At 45.0% G+C, this 20435-nt stretch carries 13 protein-coding genes; 2 read left to right on the forward strand and 11 right to left on the reverse strand.

What is annotated here, in order from left to right; translation table 11 throughout:
- Positions 1–204 precede the first annotated feature (204 nt).
- From xerA to U9Q77_10455, 7 genes are all read right to left on the reverse strand, one after another.
- Positions 205–1056: a site-specific tyrosine recombinase/integron integrase gene (xerA, locus tag U9Q77_10425; protein MEA3287772.1), complete on the reverse strand. Its 852-nt coding sequence runs from the start codon at positions 1054–1056 to the stop codon at positions 205–207.
- 161 nt (positions 1057–1217) lie between these two features.
- Positions 1218–2624: a 23S rRNA (uracil(1939)-C(5))-methyltransferase RlmD gene (gene rlmD, locus U9Q77_10430; protein MEA3287773.1), complete on the reverse strand. Its 1407-nt coding sequence runs from the start codon at positions 2622–2624 to the stop codon at positions 1218–1220.
- Positions 2625–2656: 32 nt separating this feature from the next.
- Positions 2657–3280 carry a deoxyribose-phosphate aldolase gene (gene deoC, locus U9Q77_10435; protein ID MEA3287774.1) on the reverse strand — a complete coding sequence of 208 codons (624 nt, stop codon included), beginning with the start codon at positions 3278–3280 and terminating at the stop codon, positions 2657–2659.
- 165 nt (positions 3281–3445) lie between these two features.
- A complete protein-coding gene (locus U9Q77_10440; protein ID MEA3287775.1) occupies positions 3446–4870 on the reverse strand; it encodes a 1-acyl-sn-glycerol-3-phosphate acyltransferase in 1425 nt (474 codons plus the stop codon).
- Positions 4871–5102: 232 nt separating this feature from the next.
- Entirely contained in the window at positions 5103–6677 is a 1575-nt protein-coding gene (locus U9Q77_10445; GenBank protein ID MEA3287776.1) for a sulfatase, read from the reverse strand.
- A gap of 234 nt (positions 6678–6911) precedes the next feature.
- Positions 6912–8132 (reverse strand): anaerobic sulfatase maturase, encoded by a 1221-nt coding sequence (locus U9Q77_10450; GenBank protein ID MEA3287777.1) that lies wholly within the window; start codon positions 8130–8132, stop codon positions 6912–6914.
- Between the two features lie 333 nt (positions 8133–8465).
- Positions 8466–11489: a fibronectin type III domain-containing protein gene (locus tag U9Q77_10455; protein MEA3287778.1), complete on the reverse strand. Its 3024-nt coding sequence runs from the start codon at positions 11487–11489 to the stop codon at positions 8466–8468.
- Between U9Q77_10455 and U9Q77_10460 the strand changes: the two genes are divergently transcribed.
- Both U9Q77_10460 and ubiE read left to right on the forward strand, forming a co-directional pair.
- Positions 11488–11619, forward strand: a complete 132-nt coding sequence (locus U9Q77_10460; protein MEA3287779.1) for a hypothetical protein — start codon at positions 11488–11490, stop codon at positions 11617–11619. The two genes, U9Q77_10455 and U9Q77_10460, sit on opposite strands and share 2 nt — an antisense overlap.
- 111 nt (positions 11620–11730) lie before the next feature.
- On the forward strand, positions 11731–12450 hold the full coding sequence (ubiE, locus tag U9Q77_10465; protein ID MEA3287780.1) for a bifunctional demethylmenaquinone methyltransferase/2-methoxy-6-polyprenyl-1,4-benzoquinol methylase UbiE: 720 nt from the start codon (positions 11731–11733) through the stop codon (positions 12448–12450).
- A gap of 9 nt (positions 12451–12459) precedes the next feature.
- On the opposite strand, the gene U9Q77_10470 is transcribed toward ubiE, so the two are convergent.
- The 4 genes from U9Q77_10470 to U9Q77_10485 are packed head-to-tail and all read right to left on the reverse strand — an operon-like array spanning position 12460 to position 20295.
- The gene (locus U9Q77_10470; protein MEA3287781.1) at positions 12460–13470 is read right to left on the reverse strand and encodes a PorV/PorQ family protein; all 1011 of its coding nucleotides are present in this window, start codon (positions 13468–13470) and stop codon (positions 12460–12462) included.
- Positions 13467–16565 carry a hypothetical protein gene (locus U9Q77_10475; GenBank protein ID MEA3287782.1) on the reverse strand — a complete coding sequence of 1033 codons (3099 nt, stop codon included), beginning with the start codon at positions 16563–16565 and terminating at the stop codon, positions 13467–13469. Before U9Q77_10475 ends, U9Q77_10470 begins: the two co-directional genes overlap by 4 nt.
- Entirely contained in the window at positions 16565–19201 is a 2637-nt protein-coding gene (locus U9Q77_10480) for a TonB-dependent receptor (GenBank protein ID MEA3287783.1), read from the reverse strand. The genes U9Q77_10475 and U9Q77_10480 overlap by 1 nt, the downstream gene beginning before the upstream one ends.
- 56 nt (positions 19202–19257) lie before the next feature.
- Positions 19258–20295 carry a FlgD immunoglobulin-like domain containing protein gene (locus tag U9Q77_10485; GenBank protein MEA3287784.1) on the reverse strand — a complete coding sequence of 346 codons (1038 nt, stop codon included), beginning with the start codon at positions 20293–20295 and terminating at the stop codon, positions 19258–19260.
- Positions 20296–20435 lie beyond the last annotated feature (140 nt).

The following is a 20435-nucleotide window of genomic DNA, read 5'->3' on the forward strand; positions in this document are numbered from 1 at the left end:
CTCCTATGATTTGTGGAATTTTTACTAGAAGAAATCTTAAATCACTTAAAAACAATCTAAATGTAAATATTTTTCTATCAAATTTTTGTTTCATTTTTTATGTTTTTCCTTTAATGAATGCTAACGTCTGTGTAAACGCATTGTGTTTATTTCCATTATCTCTATTGTAGATACCTTACGGTATCTGTGGGATAACCGCACTCTTTACAAAATATCATCTATTGGGTTCTTTATTTTTCTTACTCTCGCAGATCTCACGTGGGTATAAATCTCCGTGGTTCTGCTGCTATTGTGACCCAATAATTCCTGGATATATCTCAAATCCGTTCCCTGTTCAAGCAAATGAGTAGCAAACGAATGTCGTAACATATGAGGGGTAACCCTCTTTTTAATTCCCGCTTTCCTGGCTGCATTCTTTAAAATATTGGCAACACTTGTTGCGCTATACTTGCCACCCCTCTGCCCCTCAAACAAATATTCACCAGGCTGGTACTCTCTGTAATATTGTCGTAGATCTTCCAGGATCTTCTCTGACAACAACGTGTAACGATCCTTGTTCCCTTTAGCATCACTTACTTTTAGTAACTCACGATCTGATTCTATGTCTGTTATCTTTAGATTCAAAACCTCCGAACGGCGCAAGCCTCCCGAATATAACAGTGTTAAAATCATCCTATGTTTCAAATTATTGCAATTCCGTAAAATGCCCCCAATTTCATTCTTTGAAAGCACCTGTGGCAGTTTTCTCTCTTTTCTGGGTCTTTCTATTTTATAATACTGTTTTTCTCTACCCAAAACCTTTTCATAGTAAAACTTTATAGCGTTTATTCGTTGATTTTGCTGGCTGGATGATATCTGTTTTCTTTTTATCAGATCCAACAAATATCCATTGATATCAGTTGGATGCAAATGCTCTATTCTTCTATTCTGAAAAGCTCGCTGGAAGTCACCAAAGTATGAACAATAGGTTTTTATTGTGCTATCACTATAGCGGCGACGCACTAAGGTTTCCAGATATCCTGGTGGCAAATTAATTGTGATTGGCTTTGAACTCAAAAATTACGTTCCTGAGCTTTTAATGACGATCCCTAACTGTATACTTCCTTGCAAAAAGATAACTGTTTCATGGATGGATGACAGAAAAGTTTCGCTTTAATTGCAAGTCGGCCCCTGCCACCAATAGAGTAAAGGGCTTCGGAGGCCACAGCTTCCCTAATTTATCGTCGGACTAAATGAGCCACCGTCTCGATATGGGTGGTGTGGGGAAACATATCAACAGGTTGAACCTTGAGTAAGTCATAATCGGTTTCACAGAACAGTTTCAAGTCACGAGCGAGCGTGGAAGGGTTGCAACTCACGTAAACCAGCCGCTGAGGAGCTACCCTTAAAATATCATCCACGACATTCTGATGGAGACCGGCTCTTGGGGGGTCAACAATAATCACGTCAGCCGGTTCAATCCTTGCTGTAGTCTGAGATAATACATCCTTCAGGTCTCCAAGAACAAACTCCACATTCTTAACGCCCTGTTCTTTGGCATTCTTGCGGGCGTTTTTAATAGCGCTTGCAATTAACTCAAAACCATAGACCTGCTTGGCCTTCTTAGCCATAAACAAGGCAATGGTCCCCGTTCCACAATACAAGTCATAGACAACTTCTCCTCCCTGAAGATCAGCACCCTTAAGGGCTTCTTCATAAAGACGTTCAGCCTGACGAGTGTTGGTCTGAAAAAAGGCATTGGAGGATATTTCAAATTCAGCTTCTCCCAAACGATCTCGGATCACACCGGGTCCATACAGAACTTCTTCCCGCTCACCGACAGCTACATCAGAAAGTCTCGTTGTGATGTTATTTATCAAGGTCGTTATTTGAGGAAATTCCTTCATAATGGCTGCTTTGAAGTTATCCATACGCTGTTTGTTGTAAGTTTTGGTGACCAAATTCACCATAATGTGATCGGTATGCTCACCATATCTCAAAACGAGATTCCTGGCCCAACCCTTGTGGGTCCTCGAATTATAGGGTTCCCATTTCTGCTCAGCAGCATAACTAAAAACAAACCTTAATATCTCATTCATGACCTCTTTCTGGAGATAGCAGGTATCCAGATTGATCACCTTGTCAAAGCGACCGGGGATGTGCTGACCGAGTCCCATGGGTTTAGCCTTGTCTTCTGGATGCATCCGCCAGGGATTGTCAGTAAAGGTGAATTCCATTTTATTGCGGTAATGAAAGGCATCTGGAGAGGGAAGCGCCTCTGGAACTTCAAAGTCAGTAAATCCTCCAACTCGTTGGATCAGGTCACGTACCTGACGGGTCTTTTCCTTGAGTTGATCCGCATAATCCAAGTTCTGAAGACGACAACCACCGCAGGTGCCAAAAGCGGGACAAACCGGTTCAATTTCATTCTCTGCCTTTTCTAAAATCTCCAAAGGATAGGCTTCAGCGAAACTCTTTTTCTTTTTAAAGATGCGCGCCAGGACGCGCTGTCCGGGAATCACCCGTTCTACAAAGATGGCCAGGCCATCCACATGGGCCATACCCTTACCGCCAAAAGCCAGACTCTCAATGGTCAGCTCAATATCCTGACCTTTTTTTACCGTTGGTTTACCGTCTCTAATCATTTTTCTCTCTTTTTAGCCACAGATTCACACAGCTATTCACTGACAATACTGATACCAGCACTGGCTCCCAGGCGACTAGCTCCGGCTCGAACCATTTTTTGCGCATCCTCACGAGTCCGGATGCCACCAGAGGCCTTGACGCCAAGATCTTCATTCACCACAAAACGCATGAGGGAGACATTCTCCACCGTAGCACCGCCAGAGGAAAATCCGGTAGAGGTTTTGACAAAATCTGCACCTGCTTCCCGACATAAAAGCGAGGCAATTATGATCTCTTCTTCAGTGAGCAAACAGGTTTCCAGAATAACCTTAAGTAGGGATTCAGCACCAGCTAAGCGGACTGCTTTGATATCTTCAAAGACATCCTGATAATTTGCAGTTTTCAGCAGACCAACATTCAGCACCATGTCCAGTTCTTTAGCCCCCTGCTGTTCTGCTAATTGTGCTTCAGCAGCCTTAATGTTTGTATGGTTGGAGCCCAAAGGGAATCCAATAACCGTACAGGTTGCGATCTCATCTTTGAGATTCTGTACACAGCGTTCAACATGTACTGGATTTACACAGACACTGGCAAATTTATATTTCCGGGCTTCTTTACAGAGTTTATTGACTGCAGCTATGGAAGCATCAGGTTTGAGCAGGGTATGATCGATCATTCCTGCCAACAGCTCTCCTGATGGCTCTTCTTCTGAGAAGACAGCTCCACCCCGCCAATTTTCAAGTAGTCTTCTGGCTTTATTTTGATATTCTTTATTTACCATATTCACAATGCCTCCTTTTCAACTCGGCAAAATAGCCTGCTTACGACTGCATCAAACAGGCTATTTCTGTTTTGCTGACACCTGCCAGTGTTTTATGGAATTTGCATAGTAACCCAGGAGAACCTGAGAATCTGGTGCCGGCTTTAGAAGGTTTTTTTCCTCCAGAACCAAGCCGCGACCGATCAATAAGCTTAAGGCGTTGGTCAAGACCCCTTCACGGGCACTGGTGGAAATATTGATGGGAGCACCCCGGGCTTTTAATTCATCTATTCTTAAGGACGCTTGAGACTTCAACTCAAGCTCACTTTTCCAGATCGCCTGATTAACGAGCAGGATCTCGGAGATTAGCGCAATCGGTAAAACCGGAACCACTTTACCGATCTTGCTCATTAACAGATCTGCCAGATCCTTTACATGCTCAAACCGCTCGACCTGCTCGTATTGGCTGAAATCGATTTCATGCGCTTTACAATACTCTTTGACCGAAACTGGCGGCCCAAAATTGACACTGGCATAACCAAATCGGCTCCAGCGATTTTTTCGCGATAGCATGGCTGTTTTATAGATAAAGCCTATTGTGGTCTTTAGGATAAACCACATGCTTCGCCTGGAGGCCTCTGAATCCAACGCCCTGGTTAGACTGCGATCCTCCAACACCCGGTCATAGTTGATCCCAACTGGAACAAACACGATATCTTTGTCATATTCAGGATGGTAATCCCGAAGCATATAGTCCATGAAACCGAGTCTTGGTTGACGAAACTTACCATCTTTTGTCAGGCCTCCCTCGGGATAAACTGCCTGACAAACACCAGCTCGCGTGGCCAGATGTACATAACGTTCCAGCACTTTCCGATAGAGCGAGTTACCTGAATTTCTACGAACGAAAAAAGCTCCCATGGATTTGATCAAACCTTGAAGGGGCCAGATACGCGCCCATTCTCCCACAGCGTAGGAAATGGCTGTTTTTTCAGCCACGAGAAATGAAACCAGGATGTAGTCCATATTGCTGCGATGATTCATAACAAACACAACAGTGGTATCCTTAGGAATCTGCCTTAGACCGTCATTATCAAAAAATCCAACTCTAACCCGATAGATCAAACGCGCTGCTTTTCTAGCTAACCAGTAACCAAAGCGGAAATAAATGTAAGCATTAAAAGCCGGCACGATCTCGCTAGCATAACGCTTGGCTTTCTCCTGAGCAATGGCCGTGGGCATATCGTTCTCAGCACCATAAATTTTAGCAGCTTCGATCACCTGGTCATCAAAGACCAATTGGTCAATCAGACCTTGTCGGCGAGTAAGTTGAAATGGACGAATCTTAATATCCAGACGACTGCTAACCTCATCTATGACCTTTTTAACCCGCCTGCGCAGAACCCAACGCAGGCTCGGCATTAGCAATCGATCCAAAACCATAACTGCGGCAAACAGCAACAGAACAATAAAACTCCAAAGGGAGAGGGTAATGGTGTTTTCCATGTCAGCTCCTACTTGCAGCTTGCATCTTGAATTGAATCCTCGTTCATCTTTTTAGCACCAACTTTCACGACTGTGCGAATTCTTAACAACAACCCTGGTAATTCTATAGTAATTGTTAGTGTGCAGTAAAGCTAGGCCTGACAGAACCGATTAAAAGAGGTGTTTGGTGCTTAGGAATAGCCGATTAACAGTAGTATCAATTATTCCTCAAAAACATGTGCTAGAAATGTTGTTATTCATCTCCGTACAATAACCGGGTTTCTTTAAGTTCCTGCTGCATTTCCAGCAGAACATCTGCATAGGCAGGGTCAGCATAAACATTATTGATCTCATTGGGATCCTGCTCCAAATCGAATAACTCCCAATTATTATCCCTGAAAAAATAGATCAGTTTATAGCGTTCTGTCCTGATGCCGTAATGACCTCGCACATTATGCCAGCCCCGTTCATTCTCGTAATAGTGATAATAAATGGTTTGGCGCCAATCGTCTGTCGTCTGCCCTTTTACGATGGAACGCAGCGAAGCACCCTGCATTTCAGCGGGGATGGTGACACCGGCAAAATCAAGAAAGGTGGAGGCGAAATCCAAATTCATGACCAGATCCTGCGATACCTGTCCGGCTTGAATTTCCTGGGGATAACGCATTACCAGCGGCATGCCCAGAGATTCTTCATACATAAAACGTTTATCGTACCAGCCGTGTTCGCCCAGGTAAAAACCCTGATCCGAGGTATAAACAACTATTGTATTTTCAGTCAAACCCTGTTGATCCAGATAGTTCAGGAGTCTACCCACATTCTCATCTACAGAAAGAATGCACCGCAAATAATCCTTGAGATAATTCTGGTATTTCCACTGGAGAAGCTCGTCACCTTCCAAATTCAGAGCCTTGAATTCCTCATTCAGCTTATTATAGTGGGCATCCCAGGCTGTTTTTTGCTCATCTGTTAAGCGATTATAGGTGTTTTCCCAGGTCTTGACAACGGTCTTTGCATAGGATGCTTTCCCACCGGTCCCTGTTTCATGATCGTAATATCCCTGCTGCAATTTCAGGTCGAACGATAGATACATATCATCGATCCGCATATCGGCATCTCCGGCTGCTTGTCGTCCGGCATAATCGTCATAAAAAGTTTCAGGCAATGGCAGTTCTTCATCTGTAAGGGCTTCCAGATGTTTCAGGTTGGGCATCCAGTTCCGATGGGGAGCTTTGTGGTGAACCAGCATACAAAACGGTTTGTCTTTGTCCAGATTATCCAAAGTTTGGATAGCTTTGTCTGTGATCAGGTCAGTGGTATAACCAACATATTTGTGCTCTGTTCCCTCTTCAATAAAGGTGGGATTATAGTACTGTCCCTGTCCTTTTAGAATATTCCACGTATTAAAACCAGTGGGGTCTGATTTCAAGTGCCACTTACCAACAATCGCTGTCTGATAACCGACTTCCTGTAGTAATTTTGGGAAGGTGACCTGACTACCGTCAAAGGTATCCCGGTGATCCTTAAATCCATTCAAATGCGCATATTTTCCGGTTAACAGGGTGGCTCGACTAGGGCCGCAGATCGAGTTGGTGACAAAACTTTTCTCAAAGCGGATGCCTTCTGTCGCAATCCGGTCAATCCCGGGTGTCTGTATCAGATCACTACCATAACAACTTATGGCTCGCTCGGCATGATCATCGCTCATGATAAACAGGATATTGGGTCTGGTTTTCTTCAGACAACCCAGAGTCATTAAACCCGGAACAGCCAAAACCGTGGTGCCCAACCCAACGGTTTTGATGAATTCTCTACGTGTTGTTTTCATGTTTTCCTCATCGCTGGTATTTGTCTTAAACGGTTTTCTGTTTTTCTATGATCTGCATAATTTTCAATGATTTGTGCATTTTTCAATGATCCGTATATTTTTCAATGATCCGTATATTTTTCAATGATCCGTATATTTTTCAATGATCCGTATCCCACGACTGAAGTCGTGGGCTTCTATATGCACCTATTTTTCTGCGTAAATCTGTGCAATCTGTGGATCAAAAAACCAATCTTATCTCTGGATCCATGACATAACATTGGCCGGTGGCCGCCTATGACGTAACTCGTTTGCCATGAATTTCATAAATGGATTGATGTGTTTAAAATATGTTTTATATCCAGAGCACAAATAATTAAGTCCTGGTTCAGTTTTGATAAAGCGGTGTTTGGGACAGCCCCCGTGACAGGCAAAACGATATTCACAGATGTGGCATTCTGATGGCAGTGTATCACGTTTATCCTGCCCGAATTTTACCTGTTGAGGCGACTGCATGGCAGTTTCCAGTGAATCAGTCAAAATATTACCAAACTTATATTCAGGATACACAAAATGGTCGCAGGCATATAGATCCCCGTTGTGTTCGATGACTGGATCCAAACCACAGGTTTCGCTGAAAACGCATAGGCTTGAGGGGTGTCCTGACCAGGCTTCCAGGGCAACATCAAAATTTTGGATAAATACCTGTCCCACATCATGACGGATCCATTCATCAAAAATAGTGTTCAGAAAAGTTCCAAATTGTTGGGATTCCACGGTCTCTTCACTGAGATCGAAGCCTTCGATCCCTTCGGTGGGTTCAGGGTTCGACAGTGGTCCTTCCTGGTGATGTGTCGCGGTTCTTTCCACGATGGGGATAAACTGGATGAATCGACTGCCGATCTGTTTTAGAAAATGATAGATTTCAAGTGGGAAGCCGGCATTCTTATCATGGATTGTTGTGAGGGTGTTGAATTCGACCTGAAATTTTTGCAACAACTCAAGGCTCTGCATAACTTTTTCAAAAGTTGGCTTGCCGGCTTTGTCGATGCGGTACATATCGTGGAGTTCTCGTGGTCCGTCAATGGAAATACCCACCAGAAAGTCATGTTCCGCCAGAAATTTGCACCAGGTATCATCAAGCAACACGCCATTGGTTTGGAGTGAGTTTCTAATTCTATTTCTACCTGCATATTGTTTTTGGAGTGTTACAATCTCACGGAAGTAGTCCACACCCAGTAGTGTTGGTTCCCCACCCTGCCAGACGAAGTGTTTTTCTCCTTCGGATTCAGTTTCAAGCTGCTGATGAATATAGGCTTCCAGAACTTCATGGGACATCATGTAGTCTTTATTTCCATTGCATTTATCCCGGTTAAACAACTGTTCTTTTTCCAGGTAAAAACAATAGTTGCAGTCCAGGTTACACAGGGGCCCGGTTGGTTTAGCAATGATCTGGATAGTTTTTTGGGGGGGCATGGAACCAATATTGATCTTTTGGTTACGGGATGAAAGGAAATCTGTTATACTATTTTCAGTTCAAATCTGGCCACAACCAACCCTTTGTCCCCTCCGGCATATTTACCTGCTTTTTTTGCCTAACGATTGTGTATGTTTATTGTGTTTTATTTTCACTTTACCTTCTTATTGAATATACGCTGTCAAAATGGCGAGAGAAACTTAGCGCTCCTGCTTCTTAAGAAATTTGTCAATTTAGTTTTGAATCCTTTTTAATTCACGATTTGAAACATGTGTGTATCTTTCTGTTGTTTTTGAACTGCTGTATCCCAGTAATTCTTGGATGTAGCTGTTTTACTTTTTTCTGTCAAAATACCCAAAAACTGACTGCATCACTTGATCTCTACTCTCTGAGGTAATGATCGTCTCAAAAGGAAAACCGAAAACAATGATGTCTGTCTTGCCTTTATATCCTACTGCTGCACTGGTATTATTTTCAGAATAACGCAGCAGGGTGACTGATGATGAATCAGCCGGTTCGATGGCATCAGGTGATTCAACTGTATATATTTCAGGGTTATAAGTTGTGTTGAATTCAAAAGCATTTGTCCGTGGCATAAAAGTCTGATCCACAGGCCGAACCCCTCCAGTCTGAACCGCATGGTTTGTCCTGAAACTATATTTTAAAACCTTTTGGCCAAATTCAATATCCAGCGAGTCCTGGCGGTTCTCAAAAAGATCAAATCCAACATGAGCACCACTGATGAATAAATTTCCGCCAGAAGAACAATAGTTGGTCAGTTTTGACTGCAGGGCTTTCGGAAAGGCTCGAAAACGTGGTTTTACTGCTGGTTTTGGTCCAGCTGTGAGTTTTTCTTCTCCCAACACCAGATCCACATATTGATAGTCCGTGATATCGATTTCAGTATCCATAACTGCTTCATCACTGGTGGAGATAAAGGCGTGACCTGCCTGCCTGATAGACTGTCCGTGAACAAAAGGGAAATCAAATGTGTTTCCGGGAATAATGGTTGTTTCCAGATTGGCATAACTCGCGCCATGTCCGGGTGCATCATCATCCAACCAGGGTGAATCAGCTAAAAAATCATATTGAGTACCTGTGTAATCCAGATCGTATTTGTCTGGAACTCCCTGATCAATAAAGTTGGCAAAGCCAAGATATTCACCGGTTTCAATGGTTGCAGGAGCAGCAATTCGGTCAAAACCATTGACGATCAAAACAGGGTTCTGGTCATTTTTCTGGACACAGACCGGCAGAATTTCCGAAGGAAAACTTTCACCCCCGTCATTAACAGCCGTGACTTTAAAACTGTAAATAGTTCCCGGCTTAAGTTTATCCGAAACAAACTCTGGATGGGCTGCTAAAACACCATTATCAAATTCCTGGTCCTCTACCCGAGTATACACAATGTATTGCCTGGCTACTGCCGTGGCTTCCAAGGGGTCTTTGGTGGGCTTCCATTTTAAGACGGCCTGTCCCGCTTTGGATAAGGTAGCCTGGAAATGACTAACCGGCAGGGGTTGAACCACATAACTAAGCTGGTACTGGCTTGAAATAAACTTTAACATGGCTTTGTAAATGGCTCGACTGGCATGAAAACGAAAATCCGGATCCAAGCCAAATTTCATATCCAGAAAATTGTGGTGGGATAAAAGCTCCAGCAAAGCGGCCGGCACATTGGGTCGGAAGGCTTCGCTATAACCTCTATCCCAGAGCCAGCGCCGATTCCAGGACGGGTCATATTTTGCCCTGATGTCATCTACCAGCTGAGTTTGCAGGATGTCGGCAAAATCACGGTTTGCCAGACGTGACACACCATTCGGAAAAACAATGGCATCGTTATAATCTTCAGTACTGTAGATGGAAAGCGTACCAATAACCGTGTCGTTACGGGTCCTGCCAGCATCTGTGTGGAACCCCAGCGACAGATCAATGGGGATTCCCAGGCCTGTTGCCAAACGATCTCGATTGGGACCAAAAGGAGCTCCCTTCAGGTAGTTTACCCATTCTCCCCGACATTGGTAATCATCATTATAATCTTTCTGGTCTTCATTAAGGTTGTAGACCAGGGTATCGGGCATGCCGGCATATTGAAGGTAATAACGAGCTGCTTCTGTAAACCGGGGACGACCACTTACTTTTCCGTTACGAGCGATATTTCCCATGCCACCTCCAAAACGAACAGCATCAGCCGTTACCAATTTATCCGGTGTCTGACTTTGATTGCTCAGTTCCACTTTTCCGATAGCGGCATTCTGACCTGCTTTAAATTTGAATTTCCCCAGATAGATCCAGGTGCCACCGCCCATTTGCTGGTTCACCAGAAATTCAGTTTGTCCGCCGCTATGATAGACGGTGTAGTGGGCATCAGTCACATTCTGATCCGATGCAGCAAAGGAGATGTAAACTGCATAATCACCTTTTTCGGGAATATCCGGTATCCAACGCACGCCTGCTTCAGGTTGTTTAGACGACGCTATCTGTCGGGCTGTACCAGACTTAAAGGGATTTATTCCTGTGGTATAGGGCGGTTTTCCAACGCCAAAACCATGTATGCGGGAGGTGCGCCAGGCGGCATTTTTTGAGTTTGAATATTCCTGATATGAATTTGAATTTTTACGTGTATTATTATCAATAACCACTTCGTTGGTCTGCACATCACGTTCTCTGGGCAAAAAGACCTGAGCGCCGGCATTTTCCAGCATGGGGACCAAATAATGATTGGTGAACCCCATGGGCAGCAGGTCTTCTACGGTTTGAAAAACCCGGGCTCGCTGCCATTCCCAACGGTCCAGTTTCTGTTCATAATACCAGCCATGACTGGGCCACAATGCAATATGGCGGCCATCAAGACCCCTGTTTATCTTCCAGGGATCGCTTAGGTTGCGTACTAAAGAGGGGGAGCTGACTGTCTTCTCTGGCATGCGGGCGTGATCATAATCAGTTAGGGCTTTTCGGTAAAAATTAGGGATAAGTTGTTCAATGGGTTGCTCGCCAGAGAAAATGGTAACTGAGTATTTTTTAAACTTCCGACCGAGAGTGGTCTTGATTCCGGCATAGATCAGGGCTGTGTTTGCTTCACGTAGAGGCAACGCAGCCAGCCAATTGTTTAGATAAATATCTAATCGTCTGGATCGTTTATCGATGAGAATGCTGTCAATGCGGGTGTGTTTGATGATCTCAACCGGATCCTGGAGTTTGATCGCTTTTTGCAGAAATTGGTCAACCCGTTGATAGGCTTTCCGGGTCGCTCGGTCCATCTTTGAATAATCATGAGCATCATCTTTGACCGGGCCGGTGGTGCAGGTTAAAAGCAAAAGCTGGGTGCTTAGCAGCAGGATAGATAGTTTTTTCATGAGAACCCTTTTGGCGGCCTTAAAAGCCTCTCTTGCAGAGACCGCAACGCCGCAGAGAGAGCGTGGTTGGAAATATTATTCAACCGAGGAAGATCCAATTGATCTCGCCTACATCTGGTTGAGAAATTAACCTGAGATTGGCTGCTTCAAAACGGCAAAGGCAGAGCTTATTGAAGCTTATTCCCTTGGAAAAGGATGGCTCCTTATGAAATTGTCCCGGATGAATTAATAAAGGATTGATATGCCGGATTCAGAATTTTTACATAGTGGTGATGACAAAAAGGGTCAGGTACAGGAAATGTTTGACGGAATCGCCAAGCGCTATGATTTCCTGAACCATTTTCTCAGTCTTGGTCTTGACCTATACTGGCGCAAACAATCTGTAAAAGCGTTGGATTTGCAGGACGGACATTTTCTACTCGATGTGGCTTGCGGAACTGGAGACCAGGGGTTTTCGGCTTTAAAAGCTGCTGATATCCACGTGATTGGTCTGGACTTTTCATTCAACATGCTGGAGTTGGCCAACAAGAAGATCAGGGACCGAGGCTTAAATGACAAGTTTGAGGTAGTCCAGGGTGATGCTGAAAAACTACCGTTTCAGGACAATACTTTTGATGCTTTGAGTATTTCTTACGGTATCCGTAATGTGGGGACGATCAGCTCTGCTTTAAGCGAGTTTTATCGTGTTTTAAAGCCTGGTGGACGCGTCTCGATTTTGGAATTTGCAGAACCAGAAGGATGGTTCTTTGGTCGCCTGTATCGTTTCTATTTTGATCATATCCTCCCAAAACTGGCTGGGATGATGTCCAGCAGATCGGCCTATACCTATTTACCTGAATCAGTGCGTCATTTCCCGGATCGGGCAGATTTTAAGACTCTGTTGACCAGTGAAGGTTTTGAACGCGTGAAACATCGGGATCTGACTTTTGGGGTTACCACTATTTATAGTGGTCATAAGTAGCTCTGTTTTTTACTTCCGGAATTCGATGGAAAGGATGGAGGTGTTGCCGAAAGCAGACATGGGTTTTACGGCATAATCCAAGCTTACCTGGCCCAGTCCGGTGAGATCAAGTCTAACACCGGCTCCCATGGTCCAGCTTTCCTGGTCATAGTTATGACGATATCCACCACGCAGATAAACCAACTCACGAACGGCAAATTCGGCACCAATATTCAAATGCTCCGGACCATCATTGGGATGATCGGCATCGATTGCCAGGGTCAGGCGTGAAAACTCATTTAAGAACATGGCTTCACCTGTTCCGATCAGATCCATACTGATTCCGATACGGATCATTAACGGCAGGGGCCAGTCTTCGGTGCGGAGATCAACATCCGATTCATAATTTCCGTTGATATTTTCATCGATATCAGCATTGATGATGAGATCACGTCCGCTAAACCGAATATCACCGCCAAAATTGCTTAAGGCCATCCCGATCTTGAGTCCGTGAAAATCTGTACGCAGGATCGATCCAATATCCAGAGCCATGGTCTGGGCACTTTCATTGTGAGCGGCTAACTGGATTAATTTGCCACTTATCCCAAAAGATAATCGATCGGTAATCTGACGAGCATAGCCCGCACTAATGGCCAGATCCATTACGCTATAGTTCAGACCTGTACCATCAGGATTCTCCAAAGTTCGTACGGGTTGATCACCCATGGTCAAGCTGGTAAATGAGATGCCAAAACTTTCATTACTGCGACCAGGTATGATTACCCCTACATAGTCATGGGTAATATCCAATAACCAATTATTGTGGCTGGCAATCGCTGAAACAACCGGTGAACTGGTCATCCCGGCCGGATTCCAATACAGGGCCGAGGCGTCATCAGAAAGCGCAACAAAACCGCCTCCCATGGCCATAGAGCGGGCACCTACACCCATTTTAAGAAAGGGTGCCGCTGTGGTGGCCACCTTATCAAAGCCGGCTTGAAGCAAAGTGACTAAACCAAGGATGAGGATCACTTGTCTCATTTGATCACCAGAAATCTTCCCAGGGTCTCATCACCATCTGGAGTTTCAGCATGATAGAGATAGACTCCCGGTGCAATGAACTGTTCATTACGGGTACGCATATCCCAGAAGGCATAGCCGGCACTGGTTTGACCAGCACCACCGTGTTCAACTGTATCGACGTGTTCACCAAGAATGGTGTAAATATTGATGGTGCACACAGATGGCAGGTTGGAGAACATCAGTCGCTTCCCAAACTCATTGGTCTCCCAGGCATTGGTCACGACGTAGGGGTCGGGTACTACAATAAGATCTCCCAGTGAGTTAATTGAACGATCGGCTGCCATTTCCACCTGTTGGAGTGGATTGAACCGATAAGTGATTCCGGGACGAAAAGGCTTGGCGGTAATAATCGTGAATTCATCGCCATCGGTTGGTCCAGCAGCCACAACGGTATCCGTTTCCATGTCTACATTGATGGAAATATCCGGTTTGTTATTCGTGAGCAAATACAGATAGTTGGGAATGGTATCACCTGTGACCGGGTTTGTATCTATTTTTTCCAGAATAAGCATGTCCACATGTTTCTCATACCAGCCGGGGCTGCCTGGCAAGTATCCTTTACCTCCTGGTTCCAGATCCCAACCATGGGGACTATAAAACCAGGGCCGCGCTTCATTGTCATCTGTTAGCGAATGATTGAAGTCACATAGAACGATATTTTCAGTAACATCAAGCGGATGATCTGGATCGGTCACCACTTCTACTTTGAGGGGCAGAAATTGGGTCAGATCACTATACTCACCCCAAAAAGCATCATACCAGAGTGCATCAACACCCCCATTGTAGTCTACCGTTATCCGCCAATCATCAAAACTTTCAACAATATCTCCGAAGGCCTGTCCAGAAGGAACCAGGTTGGGATATTTACTTTCAGTACGCCAATCAAAGGTGCAGGTATCCCCGGCAACCTTGGTCCAGTTCATGGAGAGCACCCCTTTTGTGGCATCTTCCAGGTATAAAATGAAGCCTGCTTGAATAACGGTATTTGTGTCTGTGTCATTTCCGATGCGGAGTCGGTTCACCAGCGTATCGGCAGCCGTCAGATCCACCAACACAGCACCCATGCCAAGATGATCATCTCCAAACTCATCTACATAGGGAACAAAATCAAAACTTAGCTCATAATCATGGTCAAGCAATTCAGCTGTGTTCTCAAATTCCAAACGCACGGTGGCGCCACAAACACCGCCCTCGGCTTCCAACTCGGTATTTGATCCGTAATACAGGTCACTGGCTATTTTACCTGGTGTTGCTTTTACTGTGTGAATTTCATACCAGGACTGACCCGGTGCATTCATATATGATGGTACCAACTCGGCCGGATCGGATCGGTCTCCCTTATCATAAGCTGAAACCGAATACCAATATTCCACACCATTAACCAAATTGGAATCCACAAAAGTATGAACCAATCCGGTGTTATCACCCAGGTTTTGCGGAAAAGCGGGGTCAGCACCAGAGACATCCACACCATAACGAGCAATATCTTCCTCTGCCGAATAATCGAACTGGGCAATTGGATGATAGCCTACTTCGTTACCATAAACATCAGTAATGGGATCACCCCAGGTTAAACCGGCATCCGTACTGCGAAAGATCCGATAACCTTCAAAATCTACAGCACCGGTCCAAACATCCTGAGAAGTCTCTGCTTTTGCATCCCAATATAGACTGACTCGCTGGTCACCGGCTACAGCATGGACAGTTGGGGGGTCTGGTGGTCCCGCTCCCTGAAAATAAAGACGGTACATGTCCTGAGCAGTTCTTACGTTTTGCATCAGATCCGTGGTGTCTGGAAAATTGGTTACCGTACCGGCATCTCCCATAATCAAACCAAAAGAGATTGTGGTCATTGAGTCAACCGGCAGGTCAAATGGACCGCATGAAATGATATAGTCGACTGCTCCACCAACCCGTTTATCATCACCCCCGAAAGAGTATTCCGGGTAATAATGCGCCAGAGAATCAGTTCCAGTATAATCGATACGGGGATCGACTCCATGAAAATAATAATTGGGGTCAATTAGTGAATCGCTTGATCTATTACTGGCCATAATGGCCCACATTTGTTGATCCGTTGTTGGAGCAACTTCATGCGAAAAGTGATGGAAATCCGTAATGCCGATCTGTCCTGGTGTATCAAAAACCCTTAGTCCCACCATGCCCAGCGGATCATCAGTTCCCATCCAGGCCCCGCTGGCAACATTATCCAGGTCATAGATATAGATCAGATCCTTGATGCCGTCAGCATCACTATCTATAAAGTTCACATAATCATGATTGTCAAAATCAGGCCTGAATTTGGCATAAAGACCAACATATATATTTTCCAGATCCTGGTTGCCATCATTGAAGACCTTCAGGTCCCAGAAGATAAAATCCTCAGCATAGGGCCGACCGTAGGAATAGGCAGTTTGCTCCACGGTGATACCACTTGCTCCAGCCTCATTAGAAGCATCATTATAGGTGCAAAAGAGGTCTCGATCCGAACTGAACTGGTTGGGTGCATAGGGTAGGGTCAGTGCGTCAGGATGGGTTAGCAATTGTTCATCTGTTAACGTATTTACATCCACACGAAAATATCCAGGCCAGCCAATATCCGGCCAGGTGTTGATCAGATCGCTGCTGGCCATAAAGGGCGTATCGTCTGATTCTGCCACAATATCGCCGGAAAATTCAACCAATCTGGCATCATCTGGAGGAAGCCAATCGGTTATCTTGGATTGACTTTGAGTTTCAGTTTCCAGAACATTATTTTCATCGATACCCACCATAAAACCCAGTCCAAAGCAGTATTGGCGGACATAATCAGCTTGAGCCGGCCAGTGCAGGGCATTGGTGAAGTAGACGTGAAAACTGGAAAGCACTCCAAAATTTCCAGTATTATTCTGGATCTGCCCTTTATCCATGACCCCAACTGCTTTTTGAAAAATCCCACTGGATTTACTTAAAGAGGCTAGCTCCGTAGTGGAGTGACACCTGATACAATCATCTGCATAGGACCCGATTGCCAATATCAGGAGGATAAACAATATTTGAACGATCTGTTTCATTACCAACCTACACTTAATCCGAGTTTAAGAGAACGACCCGGACCCAGTTTCGCGGGATTAAGGTTCATATCATTGCCCCCGCCAACCAATCCTGACAAGCCCTGGTCAAAGGGATTGCCGGTACGGCTGTTAACATATAATACATTTTCATGGTTTGTCAGGTTCTTAGCTTCCAGGAAAAGGGCTGGTTTTATCGAACCCAACTCGAGTTGTTTTTTAATTCGAAGATCCAAACTATAGGTCCAGGGTTTTCTAGCCGAATTCACATCCACCCGGATGGAAGGATCCACATAGGGTGTGTAGGGTAAGCCGCTGGCAACATTCAGCAGCAGATCCGCATTTAAGCCTGAGAATAGTTTTTCTCTTAATGATGCTTGCCTGGGGCTGGGACCGGTTCTCATGGATAAATTAAGAGCTAGATCATGACGCTGGTCAAAGTCCAGGTAGTACTCTTTGTGGGGCACTTCTTCTTGGGCATAGGCCGAAAAATAGCCTGCTGTTGGGCTGGAATTATTTCCCCGGGCACCTGATAGGGTGTAACTGATATTTGCACCAAAATGACCACCGAATTGACGATCCAGACTAATATCGATGCCTTTGACACTGGCATAATCGGTATTGGTGTAGATCACTGCTGGAATGGATATGATCCGAAAATATTGAGTGGATAACAAGTCCCTGATATCTTTTGACCAAACGGTGGCTGTCAAGCGAGTGATGGGCGACAATGCTTGTTTAACACCAACTTCAAAGGCGACGGTCTTTTGTGGTTTTACTCCACCATTTCCAACCAGGGGCAATGCGGCGGTTATGTCCTGCTCAGCATTATAGGTCATGGAATTAAAACTGGGAGACTGGAAAAAATGGCCGTAGGAAAAGTGAAATACTGTATGCTCGGTTACCGGATAAGCCAGGCCGACACGAGGACTCCATTTGGCTTCGGCAGGTGAAGAGATCACCGGGGCTTTCATCCAGTTTTGCAGGCTTGAATCCCAAACAGCGAAGCGTGAAATATCTTCCCACATTCCGACCTTGGGGTCTATGTGATCATAACGCAAGCCCAGATTAATGATCAGATAACTCAGTTCAATCTTATCCTGGATGAAAAATGAGTACTCTATCGGGCTAAAGGTCGTGTCATCTTTGAACTGGGTACCGCCCTGCCAGGGATCCGCTTCAGAATATATGTTCAGATCATGGGCGGTATAGGTCAACCCTGTCTTTATTAGATGATAACGGTTCGCGTTGTAGGTGGTGTTCAGGTTTACACTTCTGGTTACACTTCGGTTATCTGTATAGGAGCCCCTGGTCCCGGAATCATAGAAGCTAAAGTTATCCCGGGTTGGTTTACTGTAATCTTCAGGTAAAAGATCACGAACACCTGTTTTGGTTCCTGTAGCAAGCGTAGATAGATGAATATTATAAAACCAGGCTTCTGACAGGGTGTGGGTCATGGATAAAGACAGGCGATCATTGGCTTTAAGGGTGTGGACGTTGTAGTGGGGACGATATTTCCAGCTGTGGGAATAGTTCTGATACAGGCGATTTGAACTATGCAAATGTCCTGTGAGTTTCAGGTGGCTGGTCAGGCGACTGCTCAGTTTCAGCTGGACATCCTGATTGATATCAATGCCGTGCATGAGTGGACTATCTGCAGTGCTGTAATAGGCTGAGGCAAAGTATGATACCCCAGAATACAAGGGTCCTCCAAAACTCACACTGGCTCGACCTGATATGGGTAATTCCAGCAGAGGAATGATCGTCCTGGGATAGAAAGCTTTTGGGGTGCTGCTATAATAGTAGAATAGCGAGTCCTTTAGATCCACATACACAAAGTTCGGGTCAACATCTGCGTATTCCGGGTCAATATACTCAAAAGCGCCGGGGCTGTGATAAGATGATGGATTCAGTTGGTCCGAAGTGTAATCAAGCCGTCCATTAAAATCCGTGCCGCCCTCTTTGGTCACAATATTCACCACAGACGACATGGCCTGGCCATATTCTGCATTGAAAGTTCCGCTGATAACGGTCATCTCCTGGATCGCATTCTGATTTACTGTCCCATTAAAGTCGCCTTCCAAAGGATCTCGTACGATCACACCATCCACCATATAAAGGATTTCTTTGGTGCGCCCTCCACGAACATGGATCCCGCCGCTTTCATCAGTGGTGAATCCTGCTTGGGTTGCCAATATATCTTTAAATTTATCGACGGGCATAGCAACGATATCGTCAGCACTGATTACCCTGATAGTGGCCGTTGCATCTCTTTGGATCAACGGTCTGGTCGCGGTGACAATGACTTCTTCCTCGGCATCCAGAGCAACTGGTTCCAGGATACTGTTAAGGCGGGTTGTAAAATCTGAAATTACCCGAACTTCCTGATATACGGCAATCTTATAACCGATCATCTGAAATTTAACGGTATAGGTTCCAGGCGGCACGTTGATGATGAAGTATTCACCATTTGGGTCAGATGCTGTTCCTAAAAGGGTTCCGTTAATCAATACATTTACACCCGGCATGGCTTCACCATCAACAGAATGAATATTACCGGCCAGCTTCCCTCCCACGCCAGCGAAAATGCTGCCAGTGAGCAGGGTGATCAAAAGAAGATATGTTATGTTTTTTTGCATACTCTGGAGTAAGGCCATTTCCAATGAGCGGAAATGGCCTTTTAGGTAAACCTTGATTATTTGATCATAAGCATGCTGCGACTGAGCTGCTCACTACCACGGCTAAGTACTACGACATAAGCACCTGCCACAACTGATTGCCCCTGACTATCGGTGCCATCCCAGATCAACTGGTAATTGCCGGATTGAATATATCCATTGGCCAGTGTCTGAACCAGCTCACCCTTTAGATTAATGACTTGCAGGGTCGCCTGTCCACCTTCGCTGATATCAAATGATATGGTGGTGGTGGGGTTAAAGGGATTTGGATAATTCTGATCAAGGGTCATGCTAACCGGGCGGTTGGCAGTTTCATCAAGTGCTGCTCCACCAGCTGGTGTCACCACAAAATTATCAAAATATCCAGCCAAACCATCTACCCCATTTTGTTGAAAGGAAAAGACTCCGGGATGACCGGCATAGGTATGCCTGTCGGTATCATCAACAAAGGTTCCCAGATCCACTTCGTCATAAACGCAATGATATGAGACACTGCTGTCAGCCGAATTAGTGGCCACATCAATCTGCATATGGTGCCAACCCTCGGTCTTGTCCACGATATCAGCATTGATACTGTGGTGAAACGTATAGCCGAAGGTGCTCATGTCCAGCTGATTATTGTACAGGCGGAAGCGGTTACTGCCATCAAAATCAGCAACTAATTTTACGTAGTAACCATGGGAAAAAGGACCCTGGCGAGCTGAATCAGCATAGGCAACCAAACCAGTGTAGGCAGACATTGTAGCGTTTTCATAGACGTAAACATCAGCCTCAACTGTATAGTTTGCATCCATTACCTCTCCGGTAAGTAAAATTGCCACTCCATTATAGCTCACATCAATATCCTGGATATAGCCGATCTTGGAGCCGCCCTCCAACAGTTCCAGGGGAGCCGTTGACATATCGACTGCCTGGATCATTTCCTCATTGAGCCGATACTGCTGCCAGTCACTGACATCTGCATCTTCAAAATCTTCTGTAAATACCTGGCCGAATGATAGACCAATGGTCATAAGTGATATAACAATTATCCATAGAGTAACGTTTCTTTTCATAAAACACCTCCCGTTAAATTAGTTTTTAAGCGATAATATACTCTAAATCAATGACTCACAAGCGCTTCAATATGTTTGAGAAAAATATATTCTATGCCCTTTTGCCGTCGTTATCACGTTGTCTGTTTCGTTGCAATAGC

The sequence above is a fragment of the Candidatus Neomarinimicrobiota bacterium genome (assembly GCA_034716895.1).
Taxonomy (GTDB): Bacteria; Fidelibacterota; UBA8477; order UBA8477; family JABMPR01; genus JABMPR01.